A 25665-nucleotide genomic window follows, 5' to 3' on the forward strand; every position below is an offset into this window, starting at 1 on the left:
ATGCGCCTGATCGCGGCCATCGCCGTGCTGACCCTGGTCGCGATAGGCGCCGGCGCGCTTGCTGGCCTGCATCTGTTCGCCGCCGCCGAGCGCGTCGCCGATGCAAAGAAGGGCGCTACCCCGCCGCCGGTCGCGTCGAGCTATTCGGGAAGCGCGCGGCTGAGAAAGCTGTCACCGATCGTGACCAATCTTGCGGCCCCAGCCAACAACTGGGCCCGGGTCGAGGCCTCCATGGTGACCGACAGCATGAGTGACGAGGATGCCGGCATCCTCGCTGCCCATATCAGCGAGGACATCGTCACTTACTTGCGCTCGGTCTCGGTCACGCAGTTCGAAGGCGCGCGAGGGCTTCAGCATCTGCGCGACGATCTGTCCGAACGCGCCAGCATCCGCTCGTCCGGCAAGGTCCGCGAATTGATCATTGAGACGTTGGTGATCCAGTGAAATTGAGAGTCCTGCTGCTCGCATTGCTGCTGGTCGTGCTGCCCGAAGTGGCATTCGCCCAGATTCCGGACCTCAACTCGCTGCTGCCGCCAGGCAACGGCTCGACCAGCGGCCGCATCATCCAGCTCATGGCGCTGCTGACGGTGCTGTCCGTCGCGCCGGGACTGCTCATCATGGTCACGAGCTTTACCCGCTTCGCCGTCGCGCTGTCGTTCTTGCGCGCCGGGCTCGGTCTTCAGACGACGCCTCCGAATCTCGTGCTGATCAGCCTCGCACTATTCATGACCTTCTACGTCATGGCACCGACTTTCGATCGGGCCTGGGAGACCGGCGTGCAGCCGCTGATGAAGAACGAGATCTCGGAGGAGGACGCCTATCTCAAGATCAGCGATCCGTTCCGCGAGTTCATGCTGGCACACGTCCGTGACAAGGATCTGCAGACGTTCGAGTCGCTCGCCGCGGAAAGCTTTCGCAAGAAGTTCGACGACAAGCGCATCGACATGCGCGTCATCATCCCGGCCTTCATGATCTCCGAGCTCCGGCGTTCGTTCGAGATCGGTTTCCTCATCATCCTGCCGTTCCTCGTCATCGACATGATCGTGGCGACACTGACCATGTCGATGGGCATGATGATGATGCCGCCGTCGATCCTCGCGCTGCCGTTCAAGGTGCTGTTCTTCGTGCTGATCGACGGCTGGAATCTGCTTGCTTCCGGACTGGTGCGATCGTTCTCGTGAGGGCGATCACCGGCCCACGAGAATCGTTAAGGTTAGTAAAGAGTAATATTAACCATATGATTTTGCTGGTGAATTCAATCTCGCTTTAATCTGGAAGCAAGATTCGGCGTGCTAGCAATGCGGCACGGCGGGTTGGACCCTACCCACATCAGTCCAAAGGCATGATGCCGCCCCTCCGTACCGGTGGAAGCCCGGTATGTCCCCTCGTGAAAATGTAACGCGTACATAAAGGGACATTCGCAATGTCAAGCCTGCTTACGAACTCGACCGCCATGACCGCACTCCAGACCCTGCGGTCTGTGAGCTCCCAACTCGCCAACACGCAGACCCGCATTTCCACCGGTCAGCGCGTCTCGACCGCCTCCGACAACGCTGCCTACTGGTCGATCGCGACCTCGATGCGCGCCGACAACGCTGCGCTCTCCGCGGTCTCCGATTCGCTCGGTCTGTCGGCCGCGACGGTCGATACTGAATATACTGCTCTGACCTCTGTTGTCGGTGACAGCAACGGCGGCTTGACCAAGCTGCAGTCGCTGCTGGTGGAAGCCAAAACGGCTGGTATCGACCGCACCAAGATTCAGGCGGACGTCACCCAGATCCAGCAGCAGATGCAGGCTACCGCGGCTGCGGCGACCTTCAACGGCGTGAATTGGCTGAGCACGACGACGGCAACGCCGACGACGGTCAACCTGGTGTCGTCCTATTCTCGCGTTGGCGGCACGCCGACCACCGGCTCCATCGCCCTGACCGTTGCCAACTATTCGCTCTATACCTCGTCCACCAGCGGCATTCTCGACAAGGTGAGCGGCGGCTCGTCGGTCAACACGATCGACATCAGCACCCTGACCGACTCGGCGGCGGACCAGACCACGCTCGATGGCTACATCGCGCAGGTCACTGGTGCGATCAACTCGGTGGCTTCGGCCGCTGCGAACCTCGGTGCCGTGAAGAACCGTATCTCGACCAACACCGACTTCGTGAAGTCGCTGATGGACTCAGTGAGCCGCGGTATCGGCCAGCTCGTCGACGCCGACATGAACCAGGAGTCCACCCGCCTGTCGGCCCTCCAGGTCCAGCAGCAGCTCGGTGTCCAGGCGCTCTCGATCGCCAACAGCAGCAGCCAGAGCATCCTCTCGCTGTTCCGCTAAGTCTGACGACAATCTGAGGGGGCCGCGCTTCTCGCGAAGTGCGGCCTTTTCGTTTGAGGCGACGTCCAGGGCGCGTCGCAACTTTGGCTTCGCTGTTGCGGCGAGGACACAGAGCCACAAGCCTCGCACAAGCTTCGAGCGTTACGGTCGCCGTACGACAGGTTGGGCCCTCAACGCTCTTGCGCAGCCCAAAGGCATGACGCCGCCCTGTCGTACCGGTGCAAGTCCGGTATGTCCCCAAAACAACTCGATCTTCAAAGGGACATCAAAATGGGTTCTAGCCTTCTCACCAACTCCGCCGCTATGACCGCGCTGCAGACGCTGCGCAACGTCAGCTCCAGCCTGCAGACCACGGAAAACCGCATCTCGACCGGCCAGCGCGTCGCCACTGCGTCGGACAACGCTGCCTACTGGTCGATCGCAACCTCGATGCGCGCCGACAACGCCGCGCTCTCCGCCGTCTCCGACTCGCTCGGTCTGTCGGCCGCGACCGTCGACACCGAATATACCGCTCTGACCGCGGTCGTCGGTGACAGCACCGGCGGCCTCACCAAGCTGCAGGCGCTGCTGGTCGAAGCCAAGACCGCCGGTATCGACCGCACCAAGATCCAGGCCGACATCACCCAGATCCAGCAGCAGATGAAGGGCACCGCCAATGCGGCGACCTTCAACGGCGTGAACTGGCTGAGCACGACGACGGCGACGCCCGCGACCTTCGACCTGGTGTCGTCGTTCTCGCGCGTCGGCGGCACGCCTACCATCGGCTCCATCACGCTGACGATCTCCAACTATTCGCTCTACACCTCGTCCACCAGCGGCATCCTCGACAAGGTCAGCGGCGGTGCATCGGTCGACACGATCAGCATCTCAACGCTGACCGATTCGGCGGCGGACCAGACCACGCTCGATGGCTACATCTCGCAGGTCACCACCGCGATCAACTCGGTCGCCTCGGCCGCTGCCGACCTCGGCGCCGTGAAGAACCGCATCGCGACCAATACCGACTTCGTCAAGACCCTGATGGACTCGGTGAATCGCGGTGTCGGTCAGCTCGTCGACGCCGACATGAATGCGGAATCCACCCGCCTTCAGGCGCTTCAGACCCAGCAGCAGCTCGGCGTCCAGGCGCTCTCGATCGCCAACCAGAACAGCCAGAGCATCCTCTCGCTGTTCCGCTAACCCTGAACACGACCTGAGGGAGCCGCGCTTCTCGCGAAGCGCGGCTCCTTTCATTTTGGGTGCGTTGTTGGCGTACCGGAAAGATCTCGACTTCGCGCCTCGAACTGTCGCTCCTCCCCGGTGCAGTCACGGGCCGCAAGCTTCGCGCAAACTTCGCGTGCTATCGCAGCCTTTACGGCAGGTTGAGCGCGCTTTTTGCAGCCCAAAGGCATGATGCCGCCCTGTCGTACCGGTGCAAGCCCGGTATGTCCCAACAATTTCAAGTCGTTTTCAGGGGACGTCAAACATGAGTTCTAGCCTTCTCACCAACTCCGCAGCAATGACCGCGCTGCAGACGCTGCGCAACGTCAGCTCCAATCTGCAGACCACCGAAAACCGGATCTCGACCGGCCAGCGCGTCGCCACCGCGTCGGATAACGCCGCCTATTGGTCGATCGCGACCTCGATGCGCGCCGACAACGCCGCGCTCTCCGCCGTCTCCGACTCGCTCGGTCTGTCGGCTGCGACCGTCGACACCGAATATACCGCGCTGACCGCCGTTGTCGGCGACAGCACCGGCGGCCTGACCAAGCTGCAGTCGCTGCTGGTGGAGGCGAAGACCGCCGGCATCGACCGCACCAAGATCCAGGCCGACATCACCCAGATCCAGCAGCAGATGAAGGGCACCGCCGCGGCGGCGACCTTCAACGGCGTGAACTGGCTGAGCACGACGACGGCCACGCCCGCGACGTTCGACCTGGTGTCCTCGTTCTCGCGCGTCGGTGGCACGCCGACCATCGGCTCCATCACGCTGACGATCTCGAACTACTCGCTCTACACTTCGTCCACCAGCGGTATCCTGGACAAGGTGAGTGCCGGCGCATCGGTCGACACGATCAGCATCTCAACGCTGACCGACTCGGCAGCCGACCAGGCCACGCTCGACGGTTACATCACGCAGGTCACGGCCGCGATCAACTCGGTAGCCTCGGCTGCCGCCGACCTCGGCGCCGTCAAGAACCGCCTCGCGACCAACACCGATTTCGTCAAGACCCTGATGGACTCGGTGACCCGCGGTGTCGGGCAGCTTGTTGACGCCGACATGAACGCGGAATCCACCCGCCTGCAGGCGCTCCAGACCCAGCAGCAGCTCGGCGTCCAGGCGCTGTCGATCGCCAACCAGAATAGCCAGAGCATCCTCTCGCTGTTCAAGTAAGCCTCGGCTTCGAAAGCGACCGTGCTCCCTGGGGAGCACGGTCCCGCCTCGACCGGCGGACGTGACGGCACATGACGTGCCCGCAATTGATTTCCTGACGCCAGACGTCAAAGCGACGTGTCGTTCGCGCGGGCGCTCGCTCGTTGCCGTTGAGCCGGTTGCGACGTCTGAACTTCCTGCAAAATTGCAACGTCTCGCCTGCGAAGCGACTTATTCGCATGCTTGCGCAACCCTCAGACAAGGTTGGCGGCGGAGTGTCCTTGCCATTCGCATTGGTACGAGGTCACATGCTCAGTCGCGCGCAGCTACAGCAGCTGCTCAACAATCTGCTGGAACTTGGGCCGCGACGTCTGATGGCCTTGGGATTGATCGGCTTCGCCGTCCTCGTCACCGTGGTCGGCGGCGCCTATTATCTGAGCCGTCCGGAATACGAAACGCTTTATACCGGCTTCACGCGCGAAGACGTGACACGCATCGGGGCTGCGCTGCGCGAGCAGAACATCACCTTCGATATCAGCGCGGCCGGTGATGCCGTCTCGGTGCGACCGAGCCAGACCGCGCAGGCGCGAATGCTGCTCGCCGAGAAGGGGCTGCCGACCAGCGCCAATTCCGGTTACGAGCTGTTCGACAAGATCGGTTCGCTCGGGCTGACTTCATTCATGCAGGAGGTGACCAAGCTGCGTGCACTCGAAGGCGAGATTGCGCGCACCGTTCAGCTGATGAAAGGCGTCAAGGCGGCACGGGTGCACATCGTGATGCCGGTACGCGGCTCGTTCCGCGCGACGCAGCAGCCGCCTTCCGCGTCGGTCGTGCTGCGCACTGACGGTGCGATCGAGGCGCGGACGGCGCAGTCGATCCGCCACCTCGTCGCGGCCGCCATTCCCGGCATGACGCGCGACAAGGTCACGGTGCTCGATGCCGACGGCTCGATGCTGCTGGCGGAGGAAGACGAGGCCAGCGCCGCGCCGACCAAGATGGCGAGCCTTCAGAAGACCGTCGGCGGAATGGTGCAGGAGAACATCCGCAAGGCGTTGACGCCCTATCTGGGGTTGGACAATTTCGAGGTCAGCGTCGCGCCCCAGCTCTCGACCGACAAGCGCCAGATCAACGAGACGGTCTACGATCCGGAGACACGCGCCGAGCGTTCCGTACGCAACGTTCGCGAAAACGAGAAGTCATCGAACGCCGATCGCTCGACGCCGACGACGGTCCAGCAAAACCTGCCGGACCAGCAGGTCAATGCCGGCGGCACCAAGAATTCCAGCGAGGACAAGACCCGTCGCGAGGACGTCACCAATTTCGAGGTCTCGTCCAAGACCACGACGACGGTCAGTGACGGCTACTCGGTCAAGAAGCTCTTCATCGCCGTGCTGGTCAACCGGGCTCGGCTGGTCGCCGACCTCGGCGACAAGACCAACCAGGCCATCGTCGACAGCAAGCTCGCCGAGATCAGCCAGCTGGCGGCAACCGCCGGCGGCCTGGACAAGACCCGGGGCGACCAGATCCAGGTGACGGCGGTCGATTTCGTGGAGGGCTCGCGCGATCTGGCGCCGGTTCCGCCGATCAGCTTTGTCGAGATGATGAACAAGCAGCTCGGCAGCGTGATCAATGCGGTGACGATCCTGGCCGTCGCTTCGATGCTGGTCTGGTTCGGGCTCCGGCCGGCGGTCAACGGCATCCTGACCCATCGTGCAGCGCAGGAACAGAGCGAGGCGGCCGAAGCGGCTGAACTCGAAGCTGCCACGGCCCTCGCTCTGGCTGAGAGCCAGGACCCCGAGCTCAATCTCGTCGAGGACCTCGAAGGCAAGATGCAGCGTACGCCGCAGAAGCGGCTCGAGCAGATCGTCCGCCTCGATCAGATGCAGGCGGCAGCAATCCTTAAGGACTGGATGCGACGCGAGGAGGCGGCATGAACGCGGCAATCGGAAAACTCCTGACGCAATTCGACGCCAACGGCCGGGCCAAGTCACCTCCGGCTCCGCTGCCCAAGGTCCAGGACGTGCTGACGAAGCAGAAGGAGGTCCGGCGCGAGCCGCAGCCTCAACCGCAGCGCCAGGAGCGCCAGGCGCAATCGCAGCCGCAACTTCAACCGCCGCCTCCGGCGTCTGCGCCGGAAGCTGCACCGCTGAACCTTCTCGAAGACGCCTATCGGCGCGGCCATGCTGCCGGTGTTGCGGAGGGTGAAGCCAAGCTCGCCGAAGAGCGGGTCCGCAGTGCGATCCGGCTGGGAGAGGAGCGGGCCAAATGGTCCGACCAGCAGGCCGTCGCGATCGTCAACGGCTTCGACGCGGCCTGCCGCGAGATCGAGAGCAACATCGCAAGCTCGGTGGCTCGGATATTGCTGCCATTCCTCGCTGAAGCGGTTCGCGACAAGGCGATCGGATCCCTGGTCGAGCAGATCGCGGCGTTGACCTCGAACTCGCCCGTGTCGGTGTTCCGCGTCACCGGCCCCAGCGAGCTCATCGACCTCGTCAGGGCACAACTCAATCTGGCCGGCCGCACCGGTGTCGAATACCAGTCGGCCGACACCGTCGAGGTGCGCGTCCTTGCCGATCAGACCACGATCGAGACGCGGATCTCGACCTGGGTCGACCGGCTGAACGAGGCGCGCCGGTAGTTGCACCATGGAGGAGGTCAAGCACGAGCTGGTCATCATCCGCAGGCGGAGCGCCTTCGAGGACGAGAAGGCGCACGGCGGCGTCTGGAAGATCGCCTACGCGGACTTCATGACCGCGATGATGGCGTTCTTTCTGGTGATGTGGCTGCTCAATGCGCTGAACCAGGATCAGAAGCAGATTGTCGCAAGCTACTTCAATCCGATCAAGCTCGCCGAGAACGCGCCCGCGCCCAAGGGGCTCAAGGATCTCTCAAAGAAGGAGTCGACGCCGTTCGAGGGGCAGGACGGCCGGCGCAAGCCGGCCGGGCCGAACGAGGAGCGCCGCGGTGACTCGCCGACGGAAGAGAAGCCGCCCTTCTACGAAGAGAAGGTCCTGTTCCGCGATCCCTATGCGACTCTCGCCGAGATCGCGACCAGCGCGAACCAGGCCTCGGGCCAGCGGCGCGCCGGGGCTTTGACGTCTGCGGAAGAGGACGGCCTCAAGGGCGGCGATGCCTATCGCGATCCGTTCGATCCCGGCTACTGGAAGCTTGCGCCCGAGGCTTCGAAGGAAGCTGACAGGATCATGGAGGGCGAGCCGAAGGCGAGTGCTTCGGCACGCGACAATCCGGCCAACACAAATCAGGGCGAGCCGCGCCGGGGCAGGACCGATGATGCCGGCGGCAGCATGGCTCCCGACGCTCAGGCGTCGTCCACAAGCATGTCGCCGCTGCTGCCGCCGGGTCCGGTGCCATCACCGTCTGCGCGCGAGGCCGCCATGCGGCCAAGCCCGCAAGCGAATCTTCAGGCCAACGCGACGCCGCAGGCGCGCCCGACCGATGTCCCGAAGGAGTCGGAGGCGCGCGATGCCACCCAGGCCCAGCAGCCGACCGTGAAGCAGCTCCAGTCCGCGATTGCCGACGCGCTGTCGGACATCAAGGCCGGCGCCGGTCCGGTGGCCGAGGTCCGCCAGATCGAAGAAGGCCTGCTGGTCAGCCTCACCGACGATACGAGCTTTGGCATGTTCGCAGTCGGCTCGGCGGAGCCGCAGCCCGAGCTCGTTCGCGTCATCGACAAGATCGGCCCGCTCATCGCAAAACGTCGCGGCACGATCATCGTACGTGGTCACACCGACAACAGGCCCTACAAATCTGACAATTACGACAATTGGCGGCTGTCCACCGCGCGCGCACAGATGGCTTATTACATGCTGGTCCGCTCCGGTATCGATGCCCAGCGGATCGAGCATGTCGAAGGCTATGCCGACCGGAGGCCGAAACTTCCGAACGATCCTGCGGCCGCGCAAAATCGCCGGATCGAGATCCTGATCCGGGAGAAGCGTCCTTGACCAGACCGCTGCTCCGCACCGTTCTGTTGGTGCTGTTGTCGCTGGCCGCGACCCGTGCCTTTTCCGATCCAGCGCCTCCGTCGGGCGAGCCGTATGAACTCGTCCGCACGCTGCAGGCGGTGCAAGACGGCATCGCCCGGGGCGATACCGCGGCGCATGGCAGCCACATCGCGCTGATCCGGCAGATCGGCGAAAAATTTCTTGCCGCCGATCCGAACGTGTGGAGCAACCCGCAGAACGGGCAGGCGGTCGTGATCTACCTGCTGTCCGGCGGCGCGCCGCAGATCGTTCGCAAGCTGCCGCGCGACAAGATCAATGTCGACAAGGCGCTGTTCGACGGCGCGCTCGCTTATGTCGAGGGACGGCAGGACGAGGCGAGGGAGCTGCTCAAGGACGTCAAGCCGCGCACGATTTCGTCCGGCATGGGCGGGCAGGTGGCGCTGGTCCAGGGCGCGCTGTTCGCCCGGTCAGAGGCCTCGCTCGCGATCGAGCGTCTGGACGACGCACGCCTGCTGCTGCCCGGCACGCTGGTCGAGGAGGCGGCACTGCGGCGCGAGGTCCTTCTGGTCGGGCAGGCCGAGGACTTCGACAAGTTTGAGTTCCTGACGCTGGCCTATATTCGCCACTACCGCAACTCGGTCTATGCCGGCGATTTCTGGCAGCGTTTCTCCACGGGCCTGACGCAATCGAATCTTGCGCTGGACGATCGTCGCTTTGCACGGGTCGCGGCGCTGCTGGAACATGTCGACCGCGCCAGCCGCCTCAAGCTGTATCTGGTGATTGCGCGCGGTGCGTTGATCCGCGGCAAGCTTACAGTCGTCAGCCTTGCGGCCGAGCGGGCGCTGACGCTCAGCGCCGATGCCGCGCCCGATCGGGAACGCGCACATTTCTATCGCGGCGCATCCCGCGCGCTGACCGACGAATATGACGGCGGTTTCGCCGAGCTGAGGGCGCTCGACCGGTCGAAGCTGGCGGAGCGCGATGTCCTGCTCCTCAACGCAACCCTCCAGCTCGCGCTCGACATTCGCAAGTCGATCACGGGACCGGCGGCCGTCATGACGGCCGACAAGCCACCGCCCACGCCGGCACGGATCGATCTTGCCTCGTCCAACGCGACGCTCGCACGCGCGAAGTCGCAGCTCGGCGAACTGGAGCTTCTCACCAGGGATCATCGCCCATGACCAAGCTCGCTGGAACCTCCGGACAGCTCTTCGCCGGTCTCGCCGAAAGCCTTGCGCGCGGGGTGACCCGGTCGACGAAAGGTGTGGCAACACCGGGCACTAAAACCGCCGACGATTCCTCGTTTCACGATCTGCTCCACACCGTCTCAAACATGGCCAAGCGGGCTTTGGACGATCAGAAGACCGATACGACCACCGATACGACCACCAAAGCTGCCCCGGCGCGCCCGCGCGTGAGACAGTTGAGCGAGCCTGGCACGTCGAAGGATGAACCGGTGCACGAACGCACCGAGCAGACCAGATCGTCGAACAAGCCGGAGCAGGTCGATCGGGTCGCGAAGGCTGATGTATCGCCCAGATTGGACCTTCCCGCGATGCTGGGGCAGGAGCTCGCTGCCGCGCAGGCGGCGGCAATGCAGACACCACAGCCGTCCGGCGACAAGAAGGAGACGTCGGCCCGGGACGAGCGTCCGTCAGTGGCAAAGCAGGGCATCGGCGACGCAAGGGCGGCGGCAGACGTCGCAGGATCCACCGCCGCGCCTTCGTTTGTGGCGCGTTCCGGCGCCGACACGTCCCTCGCGCGCGGGCAGGCGGCCGCAGGTGCACAGGCTGCAGCGATGCCGCAGGGAAGTGCCGCTCCGACGGATGCCATGCCGGCAACACCGGGCTTCGAAGCCGTCGCGGCGAATGTCGAGCGCGTCGCAAAGTCCGCGGGCCGCGACGCCTTGCCTGAGACGACCAAGGTCACGGTCGTCCAGCAGGAGACTCATCTGCCTCCCGTGGGGCCGTTCAGCGCGACCCAACAGGTGGCGAACGCCGTGGTGTCCGAGCTCAAGAGTTCACCCGCGCCGGCCGCGTCCGTCGCGACGGATCTCTTGGGCACGCAGAACAATGCCCCGGATCAGCCGCTCAAGATCCTCACCGTCAATCTCGAGCCGCCTGATCTCGGCAATGTCACCATGCGTCTGCGTCTCGTCGGCAACGAGGTCTCGGTTCAGCTCGCCGCCGAACGCAAGGACACCAGCACGATGCTGGATCAGCAGCGCGATCAGATCCGCGACCTGATGCAGTCGGCGGGATATGTCGCCGACGTCGCGCCGGTGCAGCACGGTTCGCTCGACGGGTTCCAGTCGGGATCTGGCCAGTCGCAGCCGCATCTCTCCGGCCAGCAACAGCAATCATCGCAGTCGCAAGGCGCGTTCGGCGGTGCAGGCACGTCCGGCCAGTCCGACGGCGGCGCCAGGCAAGCCCGCCAAGACCAGCAGCCCAACCAGGAGGCACGCCATGATCAGGACGTGGCGCCACATACTCGTCGCGGCCCTGTTTATTTGTAATGTCGGCGTCGCCGCAGCGGCGACTGACACTGCGCGCCCTTGCGAGCGCGAGATGGCGCGCGCCTCGCAGCAGCACGGAATTCCGCTCGGCATCCTCTATGCGGTCGGTCTCACCGAGACCGGCCGCCGCGGCGCGCTCTATCCTTATGCATTGGGCGCCGAAGGGCAGACCGTGTTCGCCAAGGACATGGACGATGCGATCGCGAATTTCGAGGCGATGCGGGCCAGGGGCATCAAGCTGATCGATCTCGGCTGCATGCAGATCAATCACTATTTTCACGGCGACAAATTCGCGTCGGTGCGGGCGATGTTCGATCCGGCGGAGAATGTCGACTACGCCGCGCGTTTCTTGAAAGAGCTGAAGCAGCGCGAGGGAAGCTGGACCATGGCGGTCGCCCGCTACAATGCCGGTCCCAACAATCAACCGGCGCAGAAGCGCTACGTCTGCCACATCGTTGCGCATCTCGTCTCCAGCGGCTTCGGCGCGTGGACCGACAAGGCGCGCTCGTTCTGTCAGCCCAAGACAACATGAAACGACGACCTGAGATGTCGAGGCACGACATCAAGTTGTGCATCGCCACCAACCATCAGCCCCGCGCAAGCAAGTCCCCGCATTGTAATTCCAATCTGCCAAAGGAGCCCACTACATGAGCCTGTATGGTGTTATGCGCACCGGCGTTTCCGGGATGAACGCGCAGTCCAACAAGCTGTCGACGGTCTCGGACAACATCGCGAACGTCAACACGGTCGGCTACAAACGGGCTTCGACGGAATTCTCCTCGCTGATCTTGAAGAGCGGCTCCGGCAACTACGACTCCGGCGCGGTCGAGACCACGGTCCGCTACGCCATCACCGATCCCGGCAATCTCCAGTTCACGACCTCGACGACGGACCTCGCGGTCCAGGGCAACGGCTTCTTCGTCGTGCAGGATGCGAACGGCAACAACTTCCTCACGCGTGCCGGCTCATTCGTGCCCGACAGCACCGGCAACCTCGTCAACACCGCCGGCTTCCAGTTGATGGGCTACAACATCCAGAACGGCGCCATCCCCAACGTGGCCGCCAATGGCTTCGGTGGCCTCCAGGTCATCAACGTCAACCAGATGGCGTTGCAGGCCTCGCCCTCGACCAAGGCGACCGTGGCTGCCAATCTGGATCCGAGCGCGGCGATCGTCGCTGCTCCGGCGGCGGCTGCTGGTCCGGGCAACTACACGTCGAAGACGTCGATGGTTACCTACGACAACATCGGCAACGCCGTGACGCTCGACGTCTATGCCGCGAAGACCGCTGCGAACACCTGGGACATCGAAGTCTACAACGGCGCAGCCTTGCTGACGGGTGGTCCCTCGGCTGCGACCAGTTTCACCTTCAACGTCACGGCGGCCGGAAAGGGCGCGCTGGCCGCAGCGAGCCCCAAGACGCTCGCGTTCACCGTCCCCGGCGGCTCGGCCTTCACCATGGACCTCTCGGCCATGACCCAGGTTGCCTCCAGCTTCGACTTCAAGGCGACCGTTGATGGCAACGCGCCGTCCGCCGTCGAGAAAGTCAACATCGACAGCAAGGGCGTGGTGAGCGCGGTGCTCAAGAACGGCACGCAGTTGCAGAGCTTCCAGGTTGCACTCGCAACCGTGCCGAGCCCGGATCACATGACGCCGGAGGTCGGCAATGTCTATTCGCCGAACCTTGATTCCGGAAACGTGCAGGTCGGTCTGGCCGGGCAGGGTGGCCTCGGAACTATCCAATCCGGCGCTCTCGAAGACTCCAACGTCGATCTTGCGAGCGAGCTGACCGACATGATCTCGGCGCAGCGCGGCTTCACCGCGAACTCGAAATCGTTCCAGACCGGCGCAGATCTGCTTGACGTCGTCGTCAACCTGAAGCGCTGAGTAGCTCAACGCCGATTCCGGGCAAGAGAACGTTCAAGAGCACGCCATGTCCCTTACCTCAGCCCTCGACTCGGCCCGCAACTCGCTCATGGCGTCGGGCATCCAGTCCTCGACGATCTCGCGCAATATCGCCGGTGCCGGTTCGACCGGCTATTCGCGCAAGATCACCGAGCTGGATAATCTTCCCGGCGCCGGCGTTTACGTCGCGGCGATCCAGCGCGCCGCCTCTTCGGGCCTGTACAGCAACGTCCTGACCGCGACCTCGGCAGCCGCCACGCAGAGCGCGATCTATGCCGGTCTCCAGAAGATCGCCGCTGCCACGGTGGACGATCCGCAGCTCGACCAGTCGCCGACGGCGCAGCTCAACGCGCTGAAGCAGGCGCTGCAGCAATATGCCAACGCGCCCGATAACACCACGTTGGCTCAGGCCGCCGTCACCTCCGCCAAAGACATGGCGACCGCGCTCAACCAGGCGACCGAGACCGTGCAGTCGGTGCGCGAGGGTGCGGACGCCGACATGAAAACGTCGGTCCAGAACATCAACCAGCTGCTCTCCCAGTTCCAGACGGTAAATACGGCGATCGTGAAGGGTACAATCGCCGGAGACGACGTGACTGACTATCTCGACCAGCGCGACAGCATCGTCTCGCAATTGTCGCAGGAGGTCGGCGTCACGATGACGATCCGCACCAACGGCGATGCAGCCCTCTACGCCGACAGCGGCGCGGTGCTGTTCGACAAAACGGCGCGGGCGGTAACTTTCGCTCCCACCACATCGTATTCGGCGAGCATCACGGGTAACGCGGTCTTCATCGACGGCGTGCCGGTGACCGGCGCCAATTCGGTGATGCCGATCAAGTCCGGCAAGCTTTCCGGACTCGCCCGACTGCGCGACAGCGACACGGTCACCTATCAGAGCCAGCTCGACGAAATCGCCCGCGGCCTGATCAATGCTTTCAAGGAAAGTGACCAAACGGCCGCTGCGCTGCCCAACGTTCCCGGTCTCTTCACGTACCCTGGCGCGCCGACGATGCCCGCGAGCGCTACCGTCTCGGTGGGCCTCGCCGGCACGATCTCGGTCGCGGCGTCGGTCGATCCCGCCTTGGGTGGCAACCCGAATCTGCTGCGCGACGGTGCCATCAGCGGGAACCCGGCCTATAACTACAACACTGCGGGCAACGGCGGCTTTTCGGCCCGGCTGCAGCAGCTCATCGGCAACATGGACGCGTCGCAGCCGTTCGATGCGACAACGCAGGGCAAGCCGAACGGCAGCCTGATCGACTACGCATCGTCGTCGACCAGCTGGATCGAGAACCAGCGCAAGGCCGCCAGCGACAGCTCTCAATATCAGAACACGCTGCTGGACCGCAGCACGACGGCGCTGTCGAACGTCAACGGCGTCAACATGGACGATGAGATGTCGTTGATGCTCCAGGTCGAGCGCACCTATTCGGCGTCCTCCAAGATCATTTCGACCGTTGACCAGATGTTGCAAGCCTTGCTAGCCGCCGTGGGGAATCCGTGATGATGAGCGCCAACTACATTTCCACCCTCGTGCTGTCCTCGTCCTTGAGGTATTCGATCACGAACAACCAGGCTGCGCTGAGCAAAGCGTCGACGGAAGCGACCACCGGGCGTTTCGCCGATGTCGGCCTCCAGCTCGGGGCGACGACGGGGGGAGACGTCACCTTGCGGGCGGACCTCAGCTTCGCCGACCAGCTCGTCGATACCAACGGCCTGGTCGGGGGACGCCTGGACGTGACCCAGGACCGCATCACCCAGCTCGGGTCGACCGCTACTGATTTTCTCAAGGACCTGATTGCGGCCCGCAGCACCGATGGTGGCGGCCGGATCATCCTGCCGCCGGCGTCCTCCAATCTCCAGGACCTGATCGGCGCGCTGAACGTCTCCTATAATGGCTCGTTCCTGTTCTCGGGCATCAACACGCAGACCCAGCCGATCACGCCTTACCAGGCCGGCTCGGCCAGCAAGAACAAGGTCGATGCCGATTTCCTTGCGGCCTTCGGCTTCACGCAATCCTCGGCCAGCGTGAACACCATTACGCCGGCCCAGATGCAGACATTCCTCAACGGTCCCTTCGACGCCGAGTTCGCAAGTCCTGCCTGGAACACCAACTGGTCAACGGCCACCGACCAGGTCATGCAAAGCCGCATCTCGACGACGGAGATCGCCGATACATCCGTCAGCGCCAACCAGACCGGTTTTCGCAAGCTCGCCGAGGCTTATACGATGATGGCCGATCTCGGGAATGCGAACCTCGACCAGTCGACGTTCCAGGTGGTCGTGGACAAAGCCATCGGCCTCGTCGGCAGCGCCATCACCGACCTCGCAACGCTGGGCGGCGACATGGGCACGGTCCAGCAGCGGATCACCAACGCGACCGACAAGCTGAAGACTCAGAAGGACATTCTGAACAATCAGATCGTCGGCATAGAGAAGGTCGATCCGACCGAAGCGTCGGTACGCGTCAACACGCTGCAGACCCAGATCCAGACGGCGCTCGCACTGACCTCGCAGCTCCAGAAGATCAGTCTCATCAACTATCTCTGAGCCCGAGCCGCTTACGCTTTCAGTTTCCTGCGCAGAGTATTACGGATGACTTTTGAAGCCTATGAGACGGTCGTTGAAGACAGCGGCTACGAGGCGCGAGGGCGCGAGCGCCAGGCGCTCAGCCTCGGCATCGACCGGCTGGAGCGGCTCCAGCGCGAGTGTTTCAGCCTTGAGGATCAGGTTCAGAGCCTGCTCTATGTCCGGCGGCTATGGACCATCTTCATCGAGGATCTGGCGCATCCCGAGAACGGACTGCCCGAGCAGCTGCGCGCCGACATCATCTCGATCGGTCTGTGGGTCGTCAAGGAAGCCGATCGCCTTCGCGAGGAAAAATCGAACGACGTGACGCAGCTCGTCGAAATCAACCGCCTGATTAGAGACGCGCTCTAATGAAGATCTCCTTGCGAGCGGGCGAACGAGTCTACATCAACGGCGCGGTGTTGCGCGTGGACCGCAAGGTCTCGCTCGAACTCGTCAATGATGTGATGTTCCTGCTGGAAGGGCAGGTGATGCAGGCTGCCGACGCCACCACGGCGATGCGGCAGCTTTATTTCATCGTTCAGCTCATGCTGATGAACCCGACAGATGTTGGCGCCGCCGCCTCGCTCTATGGGCAGCACCACGCGGCCCTGCTTGCCGTTTGCGAGAACCGCGAGATGCTGGACGGGCTCGCCGCGATCGACGAGATGGTCGGCGGAACCCGCTACTTCGAGGCGCTCAAGCGGATCCGGGCGCTGTTCCCTCTCGAGGAGGCGATCCTGGCCGGCACCACCACCAAATCTCCATTCAAGGCTGCCTGACAGCGGAGAGGCCCATGAACGTTCCCAGCGCGACCGATACCACGAGCACCAATTCGACCAGCTCGACCTCGTCCAGCTCGACGCCGTCAAGCAGCGGAGTCGACTACAACACCTTCCTCCAGCTCCTCATCGCCGAGATGAAGAACCAGGATCCGACCAATCCGACGGATACGTCGCAATACATGAGCCAGTTCGCCCAGCTGTCGACGGTCGAGCAGGCCATGCAAACCAACACGAAGCTGGATGCGCTGCTGTCCTCCCAGTCGCTGTCGCAGGCGGACGGGCTGATCGGAAAGAATGTCAGCTTCACCGACTCGACCGGAGCGACGTTCACCGGCAAGGTCGCCTCGATCTCGATCAACAGCAACGGCTCCGTCGCGACCCTCCAGGACGGCACCAAGGTCGCGGTCGGCCCTGGTCTCACGATCAGCAACTAACCATGAACGAGCGGGACGCCCTCGACCTCGTCCAGGCAGCGATCTGGACCATCCTCGTTGCCTGCGGACCCGCCGTCGGCGCGGCGATGCTGGTCGGCATCGTCATCGCGCTGATCCAGGCCCTGACCCAGATCCAGGAGGCGACGCTGACCTTCGTTCCGAAGATCATCGTCATCCTGGTGGTCGTGGCCATCTCCGGCTCCTTCATCGGCGCCCATCTCTCCACCTTCACCGAGATGGTCTATTCGCGGATCGAGCACGGCTTCTGATCCGCCGGCCACCACCCTCGCGTAAGCTTTGCGGGGCAGATTGCAGGGCGGACCCTGCTGCCCGGTGACCTATGGCCGATACGTTAGCTGCTAGCCTGCCGAACCCGCGACGCTTCGGCGCGGACGCCGTCTTCGCTGGCGGTATCGTGACCATGCTCACGATCCTGTTCCTGCCGATCCCTCCCATCCTGATCGACCTCGGCCTCGCTTTTTCGATCGCGCTGGCGGCGCTGATCCTGATGGTTGCGTTGTGGATCCAGCGGCCGCTCGATTTTTCCGCCTTCCCGACCGTGCTCCTCATCGCGACGATCCTGCGGCTCGCACTCAACGTCGCGACCACCCGCCTGATCCTGTCGCGCGGCGGGGAGGGCGAGACCGCTGCCGGCCACGTCGTCGCCGGCTTCTCGAAGTTCGTCATGGGCGGCGACTTCGTCATCGGATTGATCATTTTCGCGATCCTGGTCACGGTGAATTTCGTCGTGATCACCAAGGGCGCAACGCGTATCGCCGAAGTCGGCGCGCGCTTCACCCTGGACGCCATCCCCGGCAAGCAGATGGCGATCGACGCGGACCTCTCTGCAGGCCTGATCGATGACAAGGAAGCCCAACGCCGGCGCCGCGAGCTCGAAGAGGAGAGCTCCTTCTTCGGCGCGATGGACGGTGCCTCGAAATTCGTGCGCGGCGATGCCATCGCCGGCCTGATCATCACGGCGATCAACATCTTCGGCGGCATCATCATCGGCGTCACTCATCACGGTCTGACCCTGTCGCGCGCCGCCGACGTCTACACAAAACTGTCCGTCGGCGACGGTCTGGTCACGCAGATGCCGGCACTGATCGTGTCGCTGTCGGCGGGTCTGCTGGTGTCCAAGGGCGGCACCAGAGGCTCGGCGGAGCAGGCGGTGCTGCGGCAGCTCGGCGGCTATCCACGCGCGGTGTCTGCCGCCTCCTTAATGATGTTCGTGCTTGCCTTGATGCCGGGGCTGCCGATGGCACCGTTCGTGCTTCTGGGCGGCGTCATGGCCTTCGTCGGCTACTCGCTGCCGAAGCGGCAGGCGGCCGCGAAGCAGAAGGAGGATGCGCGCAAGGCCGAAGAGCGCGCCCAGAACGACGCCAAGGAATCGGTCAAGGAATCGCTCAAGACCGCCGAGATCGAGCTGTCGCTCGGCAGCCATCTGTCGGTTCACCTGCTCGGCTCGCGCAACGAGCTTGCCCACCGCGTCGCCAAGATCCGCAAGAAATTCGCCAAGCAGTACGGCTTCGTCATCCCCGAGATCAAGCTGTCGGACAATCTGTCGATCGACCCCAAGGGATACCAGATCCGGATCCACGACACGCGCGTCGCCCATGGCGAGCTCCGCATCGGCGAGGTGATGGTGCTGGTGGACAAGGACGGCAAGCCCGACGTGCCCGGCGACGAGGTGATCGAGCCCGCCTTCGGCATGAAGGCGCTGTGGGTGACGGAAGCCTTCACCGAGGAGGTCAAGCGGCAGGGCTGCAAGCCGGTCGACAATCTGTCGGTGCTCCTCACGCACCTGAGCGAAGTGCTGAGGGCAAATCTGTCGCAGCTGCTGTCCTACAAGGACATGCGCGCACTGCTCGACCGGCTCGAACCCGAATACAAGCGCCTTGTCGACGATCTCTGCCCGTCCCAGATTTCCTATTCCGGCCTGCTGGCGATCCTGAAGATCCTGCTGGGCGAGCGGGTGTCGATCCGGAATCTGCATCTGATCCTCGAGGCGATCGCCGAGATCGCGCCGCATGTCCGGCGGTCCGAGCAGGTTGCCGAGCACGTGCGGATGCGGCTGGCCCAGCAGATCTGCGGCGACCTCTCCGACAACGGCGTGCTCAACGTCCTTCGCCTCGGCAATCGCTGGGATCTCGCCTTCCATCAGAGCCTGAAGCGCGACGCCAAGGGTGACGTCGTCGAGTTCGACGCCGATCCTCGGCTGATCGAGCAGTTCGCGACCGAAGCCAGCGCCGCGGTCCGGAAGTTCACCGAGGACGGCACCAGTGTGGTGCTGGCGGTGACGCCGGAGGCCCGACCCTATGTGCGCATGATTTTGGAGCGGGTGTTCCCGACCCTGCCGATCCTGTCGCATGTCGAGGTCGCCCGCAGCGCCGAGATCCGGGCGCTCGGAGCCATTTCGTGATCATCGGCCTCACTGACCAGGTGCTCGTCACGTTCATCGTGTTCTGCCGTATCGGCGCCTGCCTGATGCTCGTGCCTGGCTATTCCAGCGTGAACGTTCCGCCGCAAATCCGCCTGTTCGTCGCCCTGGTCACGACCTTCGCGCTGGCGCCGATTCTTGTCGCCATCCTGAAGCCGCTCGTCGACGGCGCCTCGCCGCTGACGATGGCGCTGCTGATCGGCACAGAGCTTCTGGTCGGCGGCGTCATCGGTCTCGGCGGGCGTGTGTTCTTCCTCGCGCTCCAGACCATGCTCACCGTGATGGCGAGCGCGATCGGGCTCAGCAGCATCCCGGGCACGCCCGTCGGCGACACCGATCCGGCGCCGCCCGTGGTGCCGCTGATCATGGCCGCCGTCACTACGCTGTTCTTCCTGACCGATCAGCACTGGCAGGTGTTGCGCGGGCTGATGAACTCCTACGACGTCTGGCATCCCGGCGAGAAGCTGACCGGCGAGATGGCGCTGAACCAGCTGGTGAGCCGTCTCGCCGACGCGTTCGTGCTGACGCTGCGGATCACCAGCCCCTTCATCGTCTATTCCGTCATCGTCAATTTCTCGGTGGGTCTCATCAACAAGCTGACCCCGGCGATACCGGTCTATTTCGTCTCGGTGCCATTCGTCCTGTTCGGTGGTTTCCTGCTGCTCTATCTCACCAGCGACGAGCTGCTGGCGCAATTCATGCTGGGCCTGTCGTCATGGCTGCCGGGATGACGGGTCATGGTCTCGCGCGCGGACAAGCTCAGTCGAATCGTCTCGCTGATCAAGCTTCAGCTCCGGCTGTCCGAATGGCAGCTCTCACAATTGCGGCAGCAGGAGCAGACCATGCAGGATGAGCAGGCCTGGCTGGTGGGAACGCTGAACGAAGGCAAAACGCCGGCGGGATCGTCGAGCGATTCGATTGCGCGGCGCCTCAACAAGACCAGCGTCGGCGCTCGCGCCGTGCAGGAACGCGCCGCGATGCAGCTCGACAGGGTGCGCTCGGAAACCCGGCGTGTGAAGCAGCTCGAGGAGGTCGCCAGGGCGGCGCTCGCCGACAAGCTGCGCGCCGCAGAGAAGCGCTCGCTCGAAGACATGATGGGAACACACGCCGCCGCGCGCGATCTGACGCCGCGGCCAACCACCCGGACCAAGACATGATCGTAACACCGACATCCGACCTCGTTCTTGATGTCCTCGACGCCGCCGATCCGGTGACGCAGCGGATGGCGACGGCGAAGCTGGAGTCGCTGAGATCGTCGGGCGCCGATTTCGCTGCGACGATGGATGCGACGGCCAGCAAGGCGGCCGATCAATCCGCCGCAAGTTTGACGGAGGCGCAATCGGGCGTGGTGAACGGGCCGCCGGTGCAGGTGATCAAGAAGCCTGGCCCGGACGAGGTCTATCGCAAGTTCGAAGCGTTCATTCTCCAGACCTTCGTCGAGACGATGCTGCCGAAGGAGTCTGACGAAGTATTCGGCAAGGGCACCGCGGGCGGCATCTGGAAATCGATGCTGGCCGAGCAGCTCGGCGCCCAGCTCGCGAAAGGCAAGGGCATCGGAATTGCCAAGCAGCTCGCGGCTGCGCATCCGACAGGCCCGGGGGCCGCGGGCAAGTCGGACTGATGGATATGGGACATGGGTGACGAAAGTTGAGGGGTGAATTTGCTATGCAGGTAGAACAAGGCGCGACGGCCCAGGTGATGGAGCAGCCGGTCATTGAGCAACACGTCCTTGACATCGAGGCGATGACGGAGGCTGCGCCGAGCGACGTTCTGTTGCCTGCGCTCCTGCCTAATGTCGCCAGCGACATGACGCCCGACGACCCTGAGGCGGCGGCGAGGTTGGAGGTGGTGCGGTCCGAAGAGGTCCGCGGATTGCTGGTCGCAATTCGCCGGCTCGAAACCATTGTCGAGGAGGAGACCGCCGCGCTCGCCACCGGACAGAAGGTCGACTTCGACGACTTCAGCGCCCGCAAGAGCCGGAGCATGCTGGAATTCGTCCGCCTGATGCGGGCGCGGATGCATCTCGGCAGCGAAACCGAGATCACCGAGGAAATTCAGCGGCTGCGCGAGAAGCTCGAGCGAAACCGCTCTCTCCTCGAAATGCACTACGACGCCGTGCGTGAGGTCGCGAACATCATCCTCAGGGCGATCAAGGAAGCCGAATCGGACGGCACGTACACCGGTCGCGCAGCGCAGGACAGAAAATGATCAAGCTGGTGCTGGCCGGGCTCTGGGTATGCATCCTCACCGCGGGCACGAGCTATGGGGTTGCCTATTGGAAGGAAAATGGCAGCCTGCTGCCCGCGAAGGACGAATATCTTGAAGGCCTGCAATACCAGAAGACGCGGGCGCTGAGCGTGCCCATGGTCGAGGGCGGCGCTGTGCAGGGCTACATCGTCGCGCGCTTCGTCTACACAGTTGAGGCGAAGACCATGCACCAGCTGACGGTTCCGCCGGAGCCGTTCGTCGTCGACGAGGCTTTCCGAAGGATCTACGCTGACGACAAGCTCGATTTCAGGAAGCTCGCCCGTTACGATCTCTCCGTGCTCACCTCGGCGATCAAGCAGCGCGTCAACGAGCGGATGCAGGCCGACATCGTCCAGGACGTCCTGGTCGAGGACTTCAACTACGTCTCCAAGGAAGAATTCCAGCAGAAGCCGTAGTGCGCCGGTCCGCGAAACCGCGCAGGCCCGACGACATCCAGGCCGTCAAAAACAACCGGCCCCTGCGCGAGCTTCCCGCAGGGGCCGGTGGTCGTTTGCGAGCCGGCTTGCCGCGTCAGTTGCCGGCCGGGTAGGCCGCAGGCGCGGCATGAGCCCGGTTCAGGAGGATGCCGACCTCGTCGAGCTCCTGCATCGGCTCGTCGATCGTCTCATTGGCCGGGATGTTGAGCCGGTATCCGACATAGCGGCGGGCCACGATCGCGTCGAAACCGAGGCGGTCGCGGAGCTTCTTGCGTAGCTTGCTGACGTGACTTTCGATCACGCTCTCGTCGAATGTGGATTCAAAGATGCCGTAGACCGCGTTGAAGATCTGCGTCTTGGTGATCCATTTGCCGTGGTTGCTGACCATATATTCGAGGATGCGCAGCTCGCGGCGCGGCAGCGTCAGGGCGTGGCCCGCGATTTCGGGGTCACGTCCGTTGAAGAAGACCTGGATCCTGGTCTCGCAGGGCCTCGGCAACTCTCCGACCCGGCGGCGAGCGATCGCGGCCGTTCGGGCGAGGATCTCACGCAGATGGATCGGCACGTGGACGACGTCGTCCACACCGGATTCGAACAGCTCCAGCGTATTCTTGAGCATCTTTTGGCCGCTCATGGCGATGATCGGAGCCGTAGACCGCTTGCGCATCGCCCGCGGCAGGCTTCCGCGGGCATCGCAGTCCCCCAGAAGGAAGGCATCGACGGCTGCAAGGTCCGATTCACTCGCGGATTGCAGCCAGTCCCAGAATTCTCCGGAGGAGAAGCCGATCGACGATACGCCTTCGCGAACGAGCCCTCCTACGTAGCTGTTCGTGACGCTCTCGCGATCATCAACGATAATATACATCAGTCTTTCGCCCCTGTTTCGCACTTGCTGTAGCCGGGAGGTTTGTTGTGATGCCCCGGTTCGGCAGCCATGCTGTTTGACGATATTCCCTCCCGCGAACCGTTATTGTGGTCTCGATATTCGCGGGCAGCCCTACGCATTCAGTGCCCACATGTGTGGGCCTGCTACTTCGACTCGATACTGAACGCTTACTGCGTGAAGCCCGGCGGGTGTCTTACAGATCACCTTGCGGGGCGGATTGAGATAGCGACGTAGTACAGCTGCGTTACGTTGCTCATCGCGTCCGAACGCCACTGAACTCTGTCGATCTCCTCGCCAACGGGCGAGAATCACTTAAGACAGACCGTAACAATTGCCGATTTCCGATCAAGCGTGCGGAACAAAGCGTTTGCTACGTGTGCTTGATGCTGTTGGTTTGTTTCCAGTTGTCTCTTTGTATGTCCGAACGCATCAGTTGATTTGAAATTCGAACCAGTTTTGCACCTTAGCGGTTATAAAGTTCCTATGCCCGTACAAATAAAGCCGTTTTGAGTCGTGTCACTGAGCCGTCATACGGGGGATTTTCAACCCGGGATTGACTCCTCTGGCCGGGTACTCACGTGCGACAATTCGACTCATGTATGGCGGCGAGACTCCAGCTTGGCAAAATCTTGGCGAGTGTGTGTCTTTCGAGTCGCACTTTTGAATCACGCATGATGCGCCAGACTCGCCTGTGCTTCATGCGCGACGAAAAAGTTCTGATGCGCACGTTTCAGGCAAGCTTCGCCAACTAGCTTCGTTCGACAGATCAAAACGAACGGAGCATTTTCAAATGTTGTCCGATGGAAAAACGCGTCCCGCTGAAGCTGCGGATTTGACCGCAGCTGCGAAGCTTGCTCCGGACACACGCGACACCAAGCCCAATAATAACACGCGCACGGCCAAGCCCGCGGCAGGCGCGAAGCCTGCATCATTGTCGAACGACGAAGCCGCAGCGAAAGAGGCGCTCGAGGGATTGAAGCGCATTCGTGCCAAGGCGCGCCTCGACAAGATGGCGATACCAAAGCCTGCGCCTGCCGTCATCAAGCCGGCGATGATCGTAGCCAAGCCGCCGCCGCAGCGCCCCGCTTGGGTCGTTCCGCTCGCGACATTGGCGATTGCCGCCATCCTGGTGGTCTGCGCGTGCACCGGCGTCATTGCCTATCTCACCACGCAGCCGGGCCAGACCAATGCCACGGCCAATGCGGAGATCAGGAATCTGCGCGAAACGGTCGCCCAGCTCCGCAAGCAATTGTCCGGCGTATCAGAGAATCTCGATGGCCTGCGCACCGCGGTCGATCAATCAAGCAAGGCAACCAGCGATCGTTTCGGTCGGTTTGCCGAAAATCTGGATCGTATCGAGCGAGTCAGTTCGTCTTCGACGGCGAAGCTCGACAGGCTCGCCCAGGCCCAAATCCAGGCGCCGGTGCAAGTCGCCGCGCAGCCGTCGCCGGCGATGCCGGTGATGGCGTCGGTGGCCGCGCCGGAGACCACGGGCTCGGTGGCTCCGGTCGAGCGCAGCTCGGCGCCGCGCAAAGTGGTCAAGGGCTGGTCGGTTCGCCAGGCCTATGAGGGCATCGCGATCCTGCAGGGCCCGAACGGTGTCGTCGAGGCCGTGCTCGGGCAGCAGGTGCCGAATCTCGGTCGGATCGAGGAGATCAGGAACGAGAACGGCCGTCTCGTCGTGGAAACCAGCGGCGGCGGTGTCATCTATTCAGCGCGCAAGTGAGCGGCGGAGGCTTCTATTGTCGGTGATGCTCGAAGCTGGTGCATAGCAGCTCGATCTCGGCCTCCGCGATCGGCGCACGAAACAGCCGGCAGGTGAACTCGACCGTCGACTTGTTCTCGGAAGCTGTGCGATCCTCCCGCAGGAAGATGCATCGCTTGCAGATGTCGGTGTGGTGCCGCTGTTCGGCGGCATCCGCCTGATCGAGCACGTGACGCAACGTGTCGCGGAAGCGAAGCTTGCTGTCATCATCGAGAATGGCGAAGGCATCGACCAGGCCGTTGACCGGATCGCGGGCCAGAAACTTCTTGCCTTGCTGCGTCACGCTAAGCATGACCGAGCGCTTGTCCTTGGAGGAGCGGGTTCGCTCCACATAACCGAGGCGTTCGAGCTCGCCGATGATGAAGGAGGCGGTGCCGCGCGTCGTGCCGACATAGCTTGCCAGCGCCGACGGCGTCCGTGAGAACCGATTCGCACGGAAGAGGAAGCGCAGCGCCATCCACTCGCGATCCCGCATGCCATGCTTGGTGCCTTCGAACCACAGGATCCGCGCCACCTGTCCCAACAATTCGATTGCTTCGCGAGCCAAATTCATTTCGATGCCAGATAGGATCAAGCTTTGTTCAATTGAGCGTTCGGGGGCGCAATCGCTGCGGGTTCGGAATGAAGCCGTCTAGCGTTGCTTCGCGCGAGACCAAAGGAACATGCCGCGCTTGGAAGACGCCTCTCCGTTCTGGAGATGGAACATTCGGGAGTGGAACTAGAGCGTCACAAAGAAAGTTCGAGTAAACTGCAAAGCTCAACTGATCCGAAAATTTCAGTCAAATGGTGCGAGCTTGCGTGCAAATGTCGGACGCTATGCAGTGCTTGGGCAACATGATGTGTCAATGCGGCCACGATGGAGCCTGTTTGTTGCGGCAAACCGTTTCGAGTTGCGCGAAGCCACGCATGATCGGCAACGCGTGATGGCGCAGCGGAAGGCGGGAGAACCCTTTTTTCGGTTAATGGATGTTGCGACGCAACGCGGCTACACGGTTAAATCAGTCACATCATCAGATCAGGGACTGCAGCTTGAT

General features: G+C 63.2%; 27 protein-coding genes. 25 read left to right on the plus strand and 2 right to left on the minus strand.

What is annotated here, in order from left to right; genetic code table 11:
• From XH80_RS08800 to XH80_RS08915, 24 genes are all read left to right on the plus strand, one after another.
• A complete protein-coding gene (locus XH80_RS08800) occupies positions 1 to 444 on the plus strand; it encodes a flagellar basal body-associated FliL family protein (RefSeq protein WP_271598257.1) in 444 nt (147 codons plus the stop codon).
• Positions 441 to 1181, plus strand: coding sequence for a flagellar type III secretion system pore protein FliP (fliP, locus tag XH80_RS08805; protein ID WP_220004854.1), 741 nt, complete (start codon positions 441 to 443; stop codon positions 1179 to 1181). Before XH80_RS08800 ends, fliP begins: the two co-directional genes overlap by 4 nt.
• Positions 1182 to 1423: 242 nt before the next feature.
• Entirely contained in the window at positions 1424 to 2329 is a 906-nt protein-coding gene (locus XH80_RS08810) for a flagellin N-terminal helical domain-containing protein (RefSeq protein ID WP_057742864.1), read from the plus strand.
• 270 nt (positions 2330 to 2599) lie between these two features.
• Entirely contained in the window at positions 2600 to 3508 is a 909-nt protein-coding gene (locus XH80_RS08815) for a flagellin N-terminal helical domain-containing protein (protein ID WP_220004852.1), read from the plus strand.
• A gap of 286 nt (positions 3509 to 3794) precedes the next feature.
• A complete protein-coding gene (locus tag XH80_RS08820) occupies positions 3795 to 4703 on the plus strand; it encodes a flagellin N-terminal helical domain-containing protein (RefSeq protein ID WP_057742869.1) in 909 nt (302 codons plus the stop codon).
• A gap of 287 nt (positions 4704 to 4990) precedes the next feature.
• A complete protein-coding gene (fliF, locus tag XH80_RS08825; protein WP_271598258.1) occupies positions 4991 to 6616 on the plus strand; it encodes a flagellar basal-body MS-ring/collar protein FliF in 1626 nt (541 codons plus the stop codon).
• The gene (locus XH80_RS08830) at positions 6613 to 7320 is read left to right on the plus strand and encodes a hypothetical protein (protein WP_271598259.1); all 708 of its coding nucleotides are present in this window, start codon (positions 6613 to 6615) and stop codon (positions 7318 to 7320) included. Before fliF ends, XH80_RS08830 begins: the two co-directional genes overlap by 4 nt.
• 7 nt (positions 7321 to 7327) lie before the next feature.
• Positions 7328 to 8647: a MotB family protein gene (locus tag XH80_RS08835; protein ID WP_271598260.1), complete on the plus strand. Its 1320-nt coding sequence runs from the start codon at positions 7328 to 7330 to the stop codon at positions 8645 to 8647.
• A complete protein-coding gene (locus tag XH80_RS08840; protein WP_271598261.1) occupies positions 8644 to 9828 on the plus strand; it encodes a chemotaxis protein in 1185 nt (394 codons plus the stop codon). Before XH80_RS08835 ends, XH80_RS08840 begins: the two co-directional genes overlap by 4 nt.
• Positions 9825 to 11162 (plus strand): flagellar hook-length control protein FliK, encoded by a 1338-nt coding sequence (gene fliK / locus XH80_RS08845; RefSeq protein WP_271598262.1) that lies wholly within the window; start codon positions 9825 to 9827, stop codon positions 11160 to 11162. The genes XH80_RS08840 and fliK overlap by 4 nt, the downstream gene beginning before the upstream one ends.
• Entirely contained in the window at positions 11113 to 11694 is a 582-nt protein-coding gene (locus XH80_RS08850) for a transglycosylase SLT domain-containing protein (protein ID WP_271598263.1), read from the plus strand. The genes fliK and XH80_RS08850 overlap by 50 nt, the downstream gene beginning before the upstream one ends.
• Positions 11695 to 11809: 115 nt before the next feature.
• Positions 11810 to 13048, plus strand: a complete 1239-nt coding sequence (locus XH80_RS08855) for a flagellar hook protein FlgE (protein ID WP_271598264.1) — start codon at positions 11810 to 11812, stop codon at positions 13046 to 13048.
• A 46-nt stretch (positions 13049 to 13094) separates the two neighbouring features.
• Positions 13095 to 14573 carry a flagellar hook-associated protein FlgK gene (gene flgK / locus XH80_RS08860; RefSeq protein WP_271598265.1) on the plus strand — a complete coding sequence of 493 codons (1479 nt, stop codon included), beginning with the start codon at positions 13095 to 13097 and terminating at the stop codon, positions 14571 to 14573.
• Positions 14573 to 15619, plus strand: coding sequence for a flagellar hook-associated family protein (locus tag XH80_RS08865; protein ID WP_271598266.1), 1047 nt, complete (start codon positions 14573 to 14575; stop codon positions 15617 to 15619). The genes flgK and XH80_RS08865 overlap by 1 nt, the downstream gene beginning before the upstream one ends.
• 45 nt (positions 15620 to 15664) lie before the next feature.
• Positions 15665 to 16009 carry a flagellar biosynthesis regulator FlaF gene (flaF, locus tag XH80_RS08870; RefSeq protein WP_271598267.1) on the plus strand — a complete coding sequence of 115 codons (345 nt, stop codon included), beginning with the start codon at positions 15665 to 15667 and terminating at the stop codon, positions 16007 to 16009.
• A complete protein-coding gene (flbT, locus tag XH80_RS08875; RefSeq protein WP_057742891.1) occupies positions 16009 to 16419 on the plus strand; it encodes a flagellar biosynthesis repressor FlbT in 411 nt (136 codons plus the stop codon). The genes flaF and flbT overlap by 1 nt, the downstream gene beginning before the upstream one ends.
• Before the next feature lie 14 nt (positions 16420 to 16433).
• Complete coding sequence (gene flgD, locus XH80_RS08880) at positions 16434 to 16856, plus strand: flagellar hook assembly protein FlgD (protein WP_057742893.1); 423 nt, start codon at positions 16434 to 16436, stop codon at positions 16854 to 16856.
• 2 nt (positions 16857 to 16858) lie between these two features.
• Positions 16859 to 17125 (plus strand): flagellar biosynthesis protein FliQ, encoded by a 267-nt coding sequence (fliQ, locus tag XH80_RS08885; RefSeq protein ID WP_220004841.1) that lies wholly within the window; start codon positions 16859 to 16861, stop codon positions 17123 to 17125.
• Positions 17126 to 17196: 71 nt separating this feature from the next.
• Positions 17197 to 19278 (plus strand): flagellar biosynthesis protein FlhA, encoded by a 2082-nt coding sequence (gene flhA / locus XH80_RS08890; RefSeq protein ID WP_271598268.1) that lies wholly within the window; start codon positions 17197 to 17199, stop codon positions 19276 to 19278.
• Positions 19275 to 20027 (plus strand): flagellar biosynthesis protein FliR, encoded by a 753-nt coding sequence (gene fliR, locus XH80_RS08895; protein ID WP_271598269.1) that lies wholly within the window; start codon positions 19275 to 19277, stop codon positions 20025 to 20027. Before flhA ends, fliR begins: the two co-directional genes overlap by 4 nt.
• A 6-nt stretch (positions 20028 to 20033) precedes the next feature.
• Positions 20034 to 20453: a hypothetical protein gene (locus XH80_RS08900; protein ID WP_271598270.1), complete on the plus strand. Its 420-nt coding sequence runs from the start codon at positions 20034 to 20036 to the stop codon at positions 20451 to 20453.
• On the plus strand, positions 20450 to 20917 hold the full coding sequence (locus tag XH80_RS08905) for a rod-binding protein (RefSeq protein WP_271598271.1): 468 nt from the start codon (positions 20450 to 20452) through the stop codon (positions 20915 to 20917). Before XH80_RS08900 ends, XH80_RS08905 begins: the two co-directional genes overlap by 4 nt.
• Positions 20918 to 20961: 44 nt before the next feature.
• Positions 20962 to 21504, plus strand: a complete 543-nt coding sequence (locus XH80_RS08910) for a flagellar biosynthesis protein FlgN (RefSeq protein ID WP_271598272.1) — start codon at positions 20962 to 20964, stop codon at positions 21502 to 21504.
• Positions 21501 to 21959 carry a hypothetical protein gene (locus XH80_RS08915; protein ID WP_220004835.1) on the plus strand — a complete coding sequence of 153 codons (459 nt, stop codon included), beginning with the start codon at positions 21501 to 21503 and terminating at the stop codon, positions 21957 to 21959. The genes XH80_RS08910 and XH80_RS08915 overlap by 4 nt, the downstream gene beginning before the upstream one ends.
• 115 nt (positions 21960 to 22074) lie before the next feature.
• Here the strand turns inward: XH80_RS08915 and XH80_RS08920 are convergent, their stop codons facing one another.
• Entirely contained in the window at positions 22075 to 22845 is a 771-nt protein-coding gene (locus XH80_RS08920; RefSeq protein ID WP_220004834.1) for a response regulator transcription factor, read from the minus strand.
• Between the two features lie 811 nt (positions 22846 to 23656).
• On the opposite strand from XH80_RS08920, the gene XH80_RS08925 reads away from it, so the two are divergent.
• Positions 23657 to 24592 (plus strand): hypothetical protein, encoded by a 936-nt coding sequence (locus XH80_RS08925; RefSeq protein ID WP_271598273.1) that lies wholly within the window; start codon positions 23657 to 23659, stop codon positions 24590 to 24592.
• A gap of 13 nt (positions 24593 to 24605) precedes the next feature.
• Here the strand turns inward: XH80_RS08925 and XH80_RS08930 are convergent, their stop codons facing one another.
• Positions 24606 to 25184 (minus strand): MarR family winged helix-turn-helix transcriptional regulator, encoded by a 579-nt coding sequence (locus tag XH80_RS08930; RefSeq protein ID WP_271598274.1) that lies wholly within the window; start codon positions 25182 to 25184, stop codon positions 24606 to 24608.
• Positions 25185 to 25665: the final 481 nt, after the last annotated feature.

The organism is Bradyrhizobium sp. CCBAU 45384, assembly GCF_028128665.1.
Classification (GTDB): Bacteria; Pseudomonadota; Alphaproteobacteria; order Rhizobiales; family Xanthobacteraceae; genus Bradyrhizobium; species Bradyrhizobium manausense.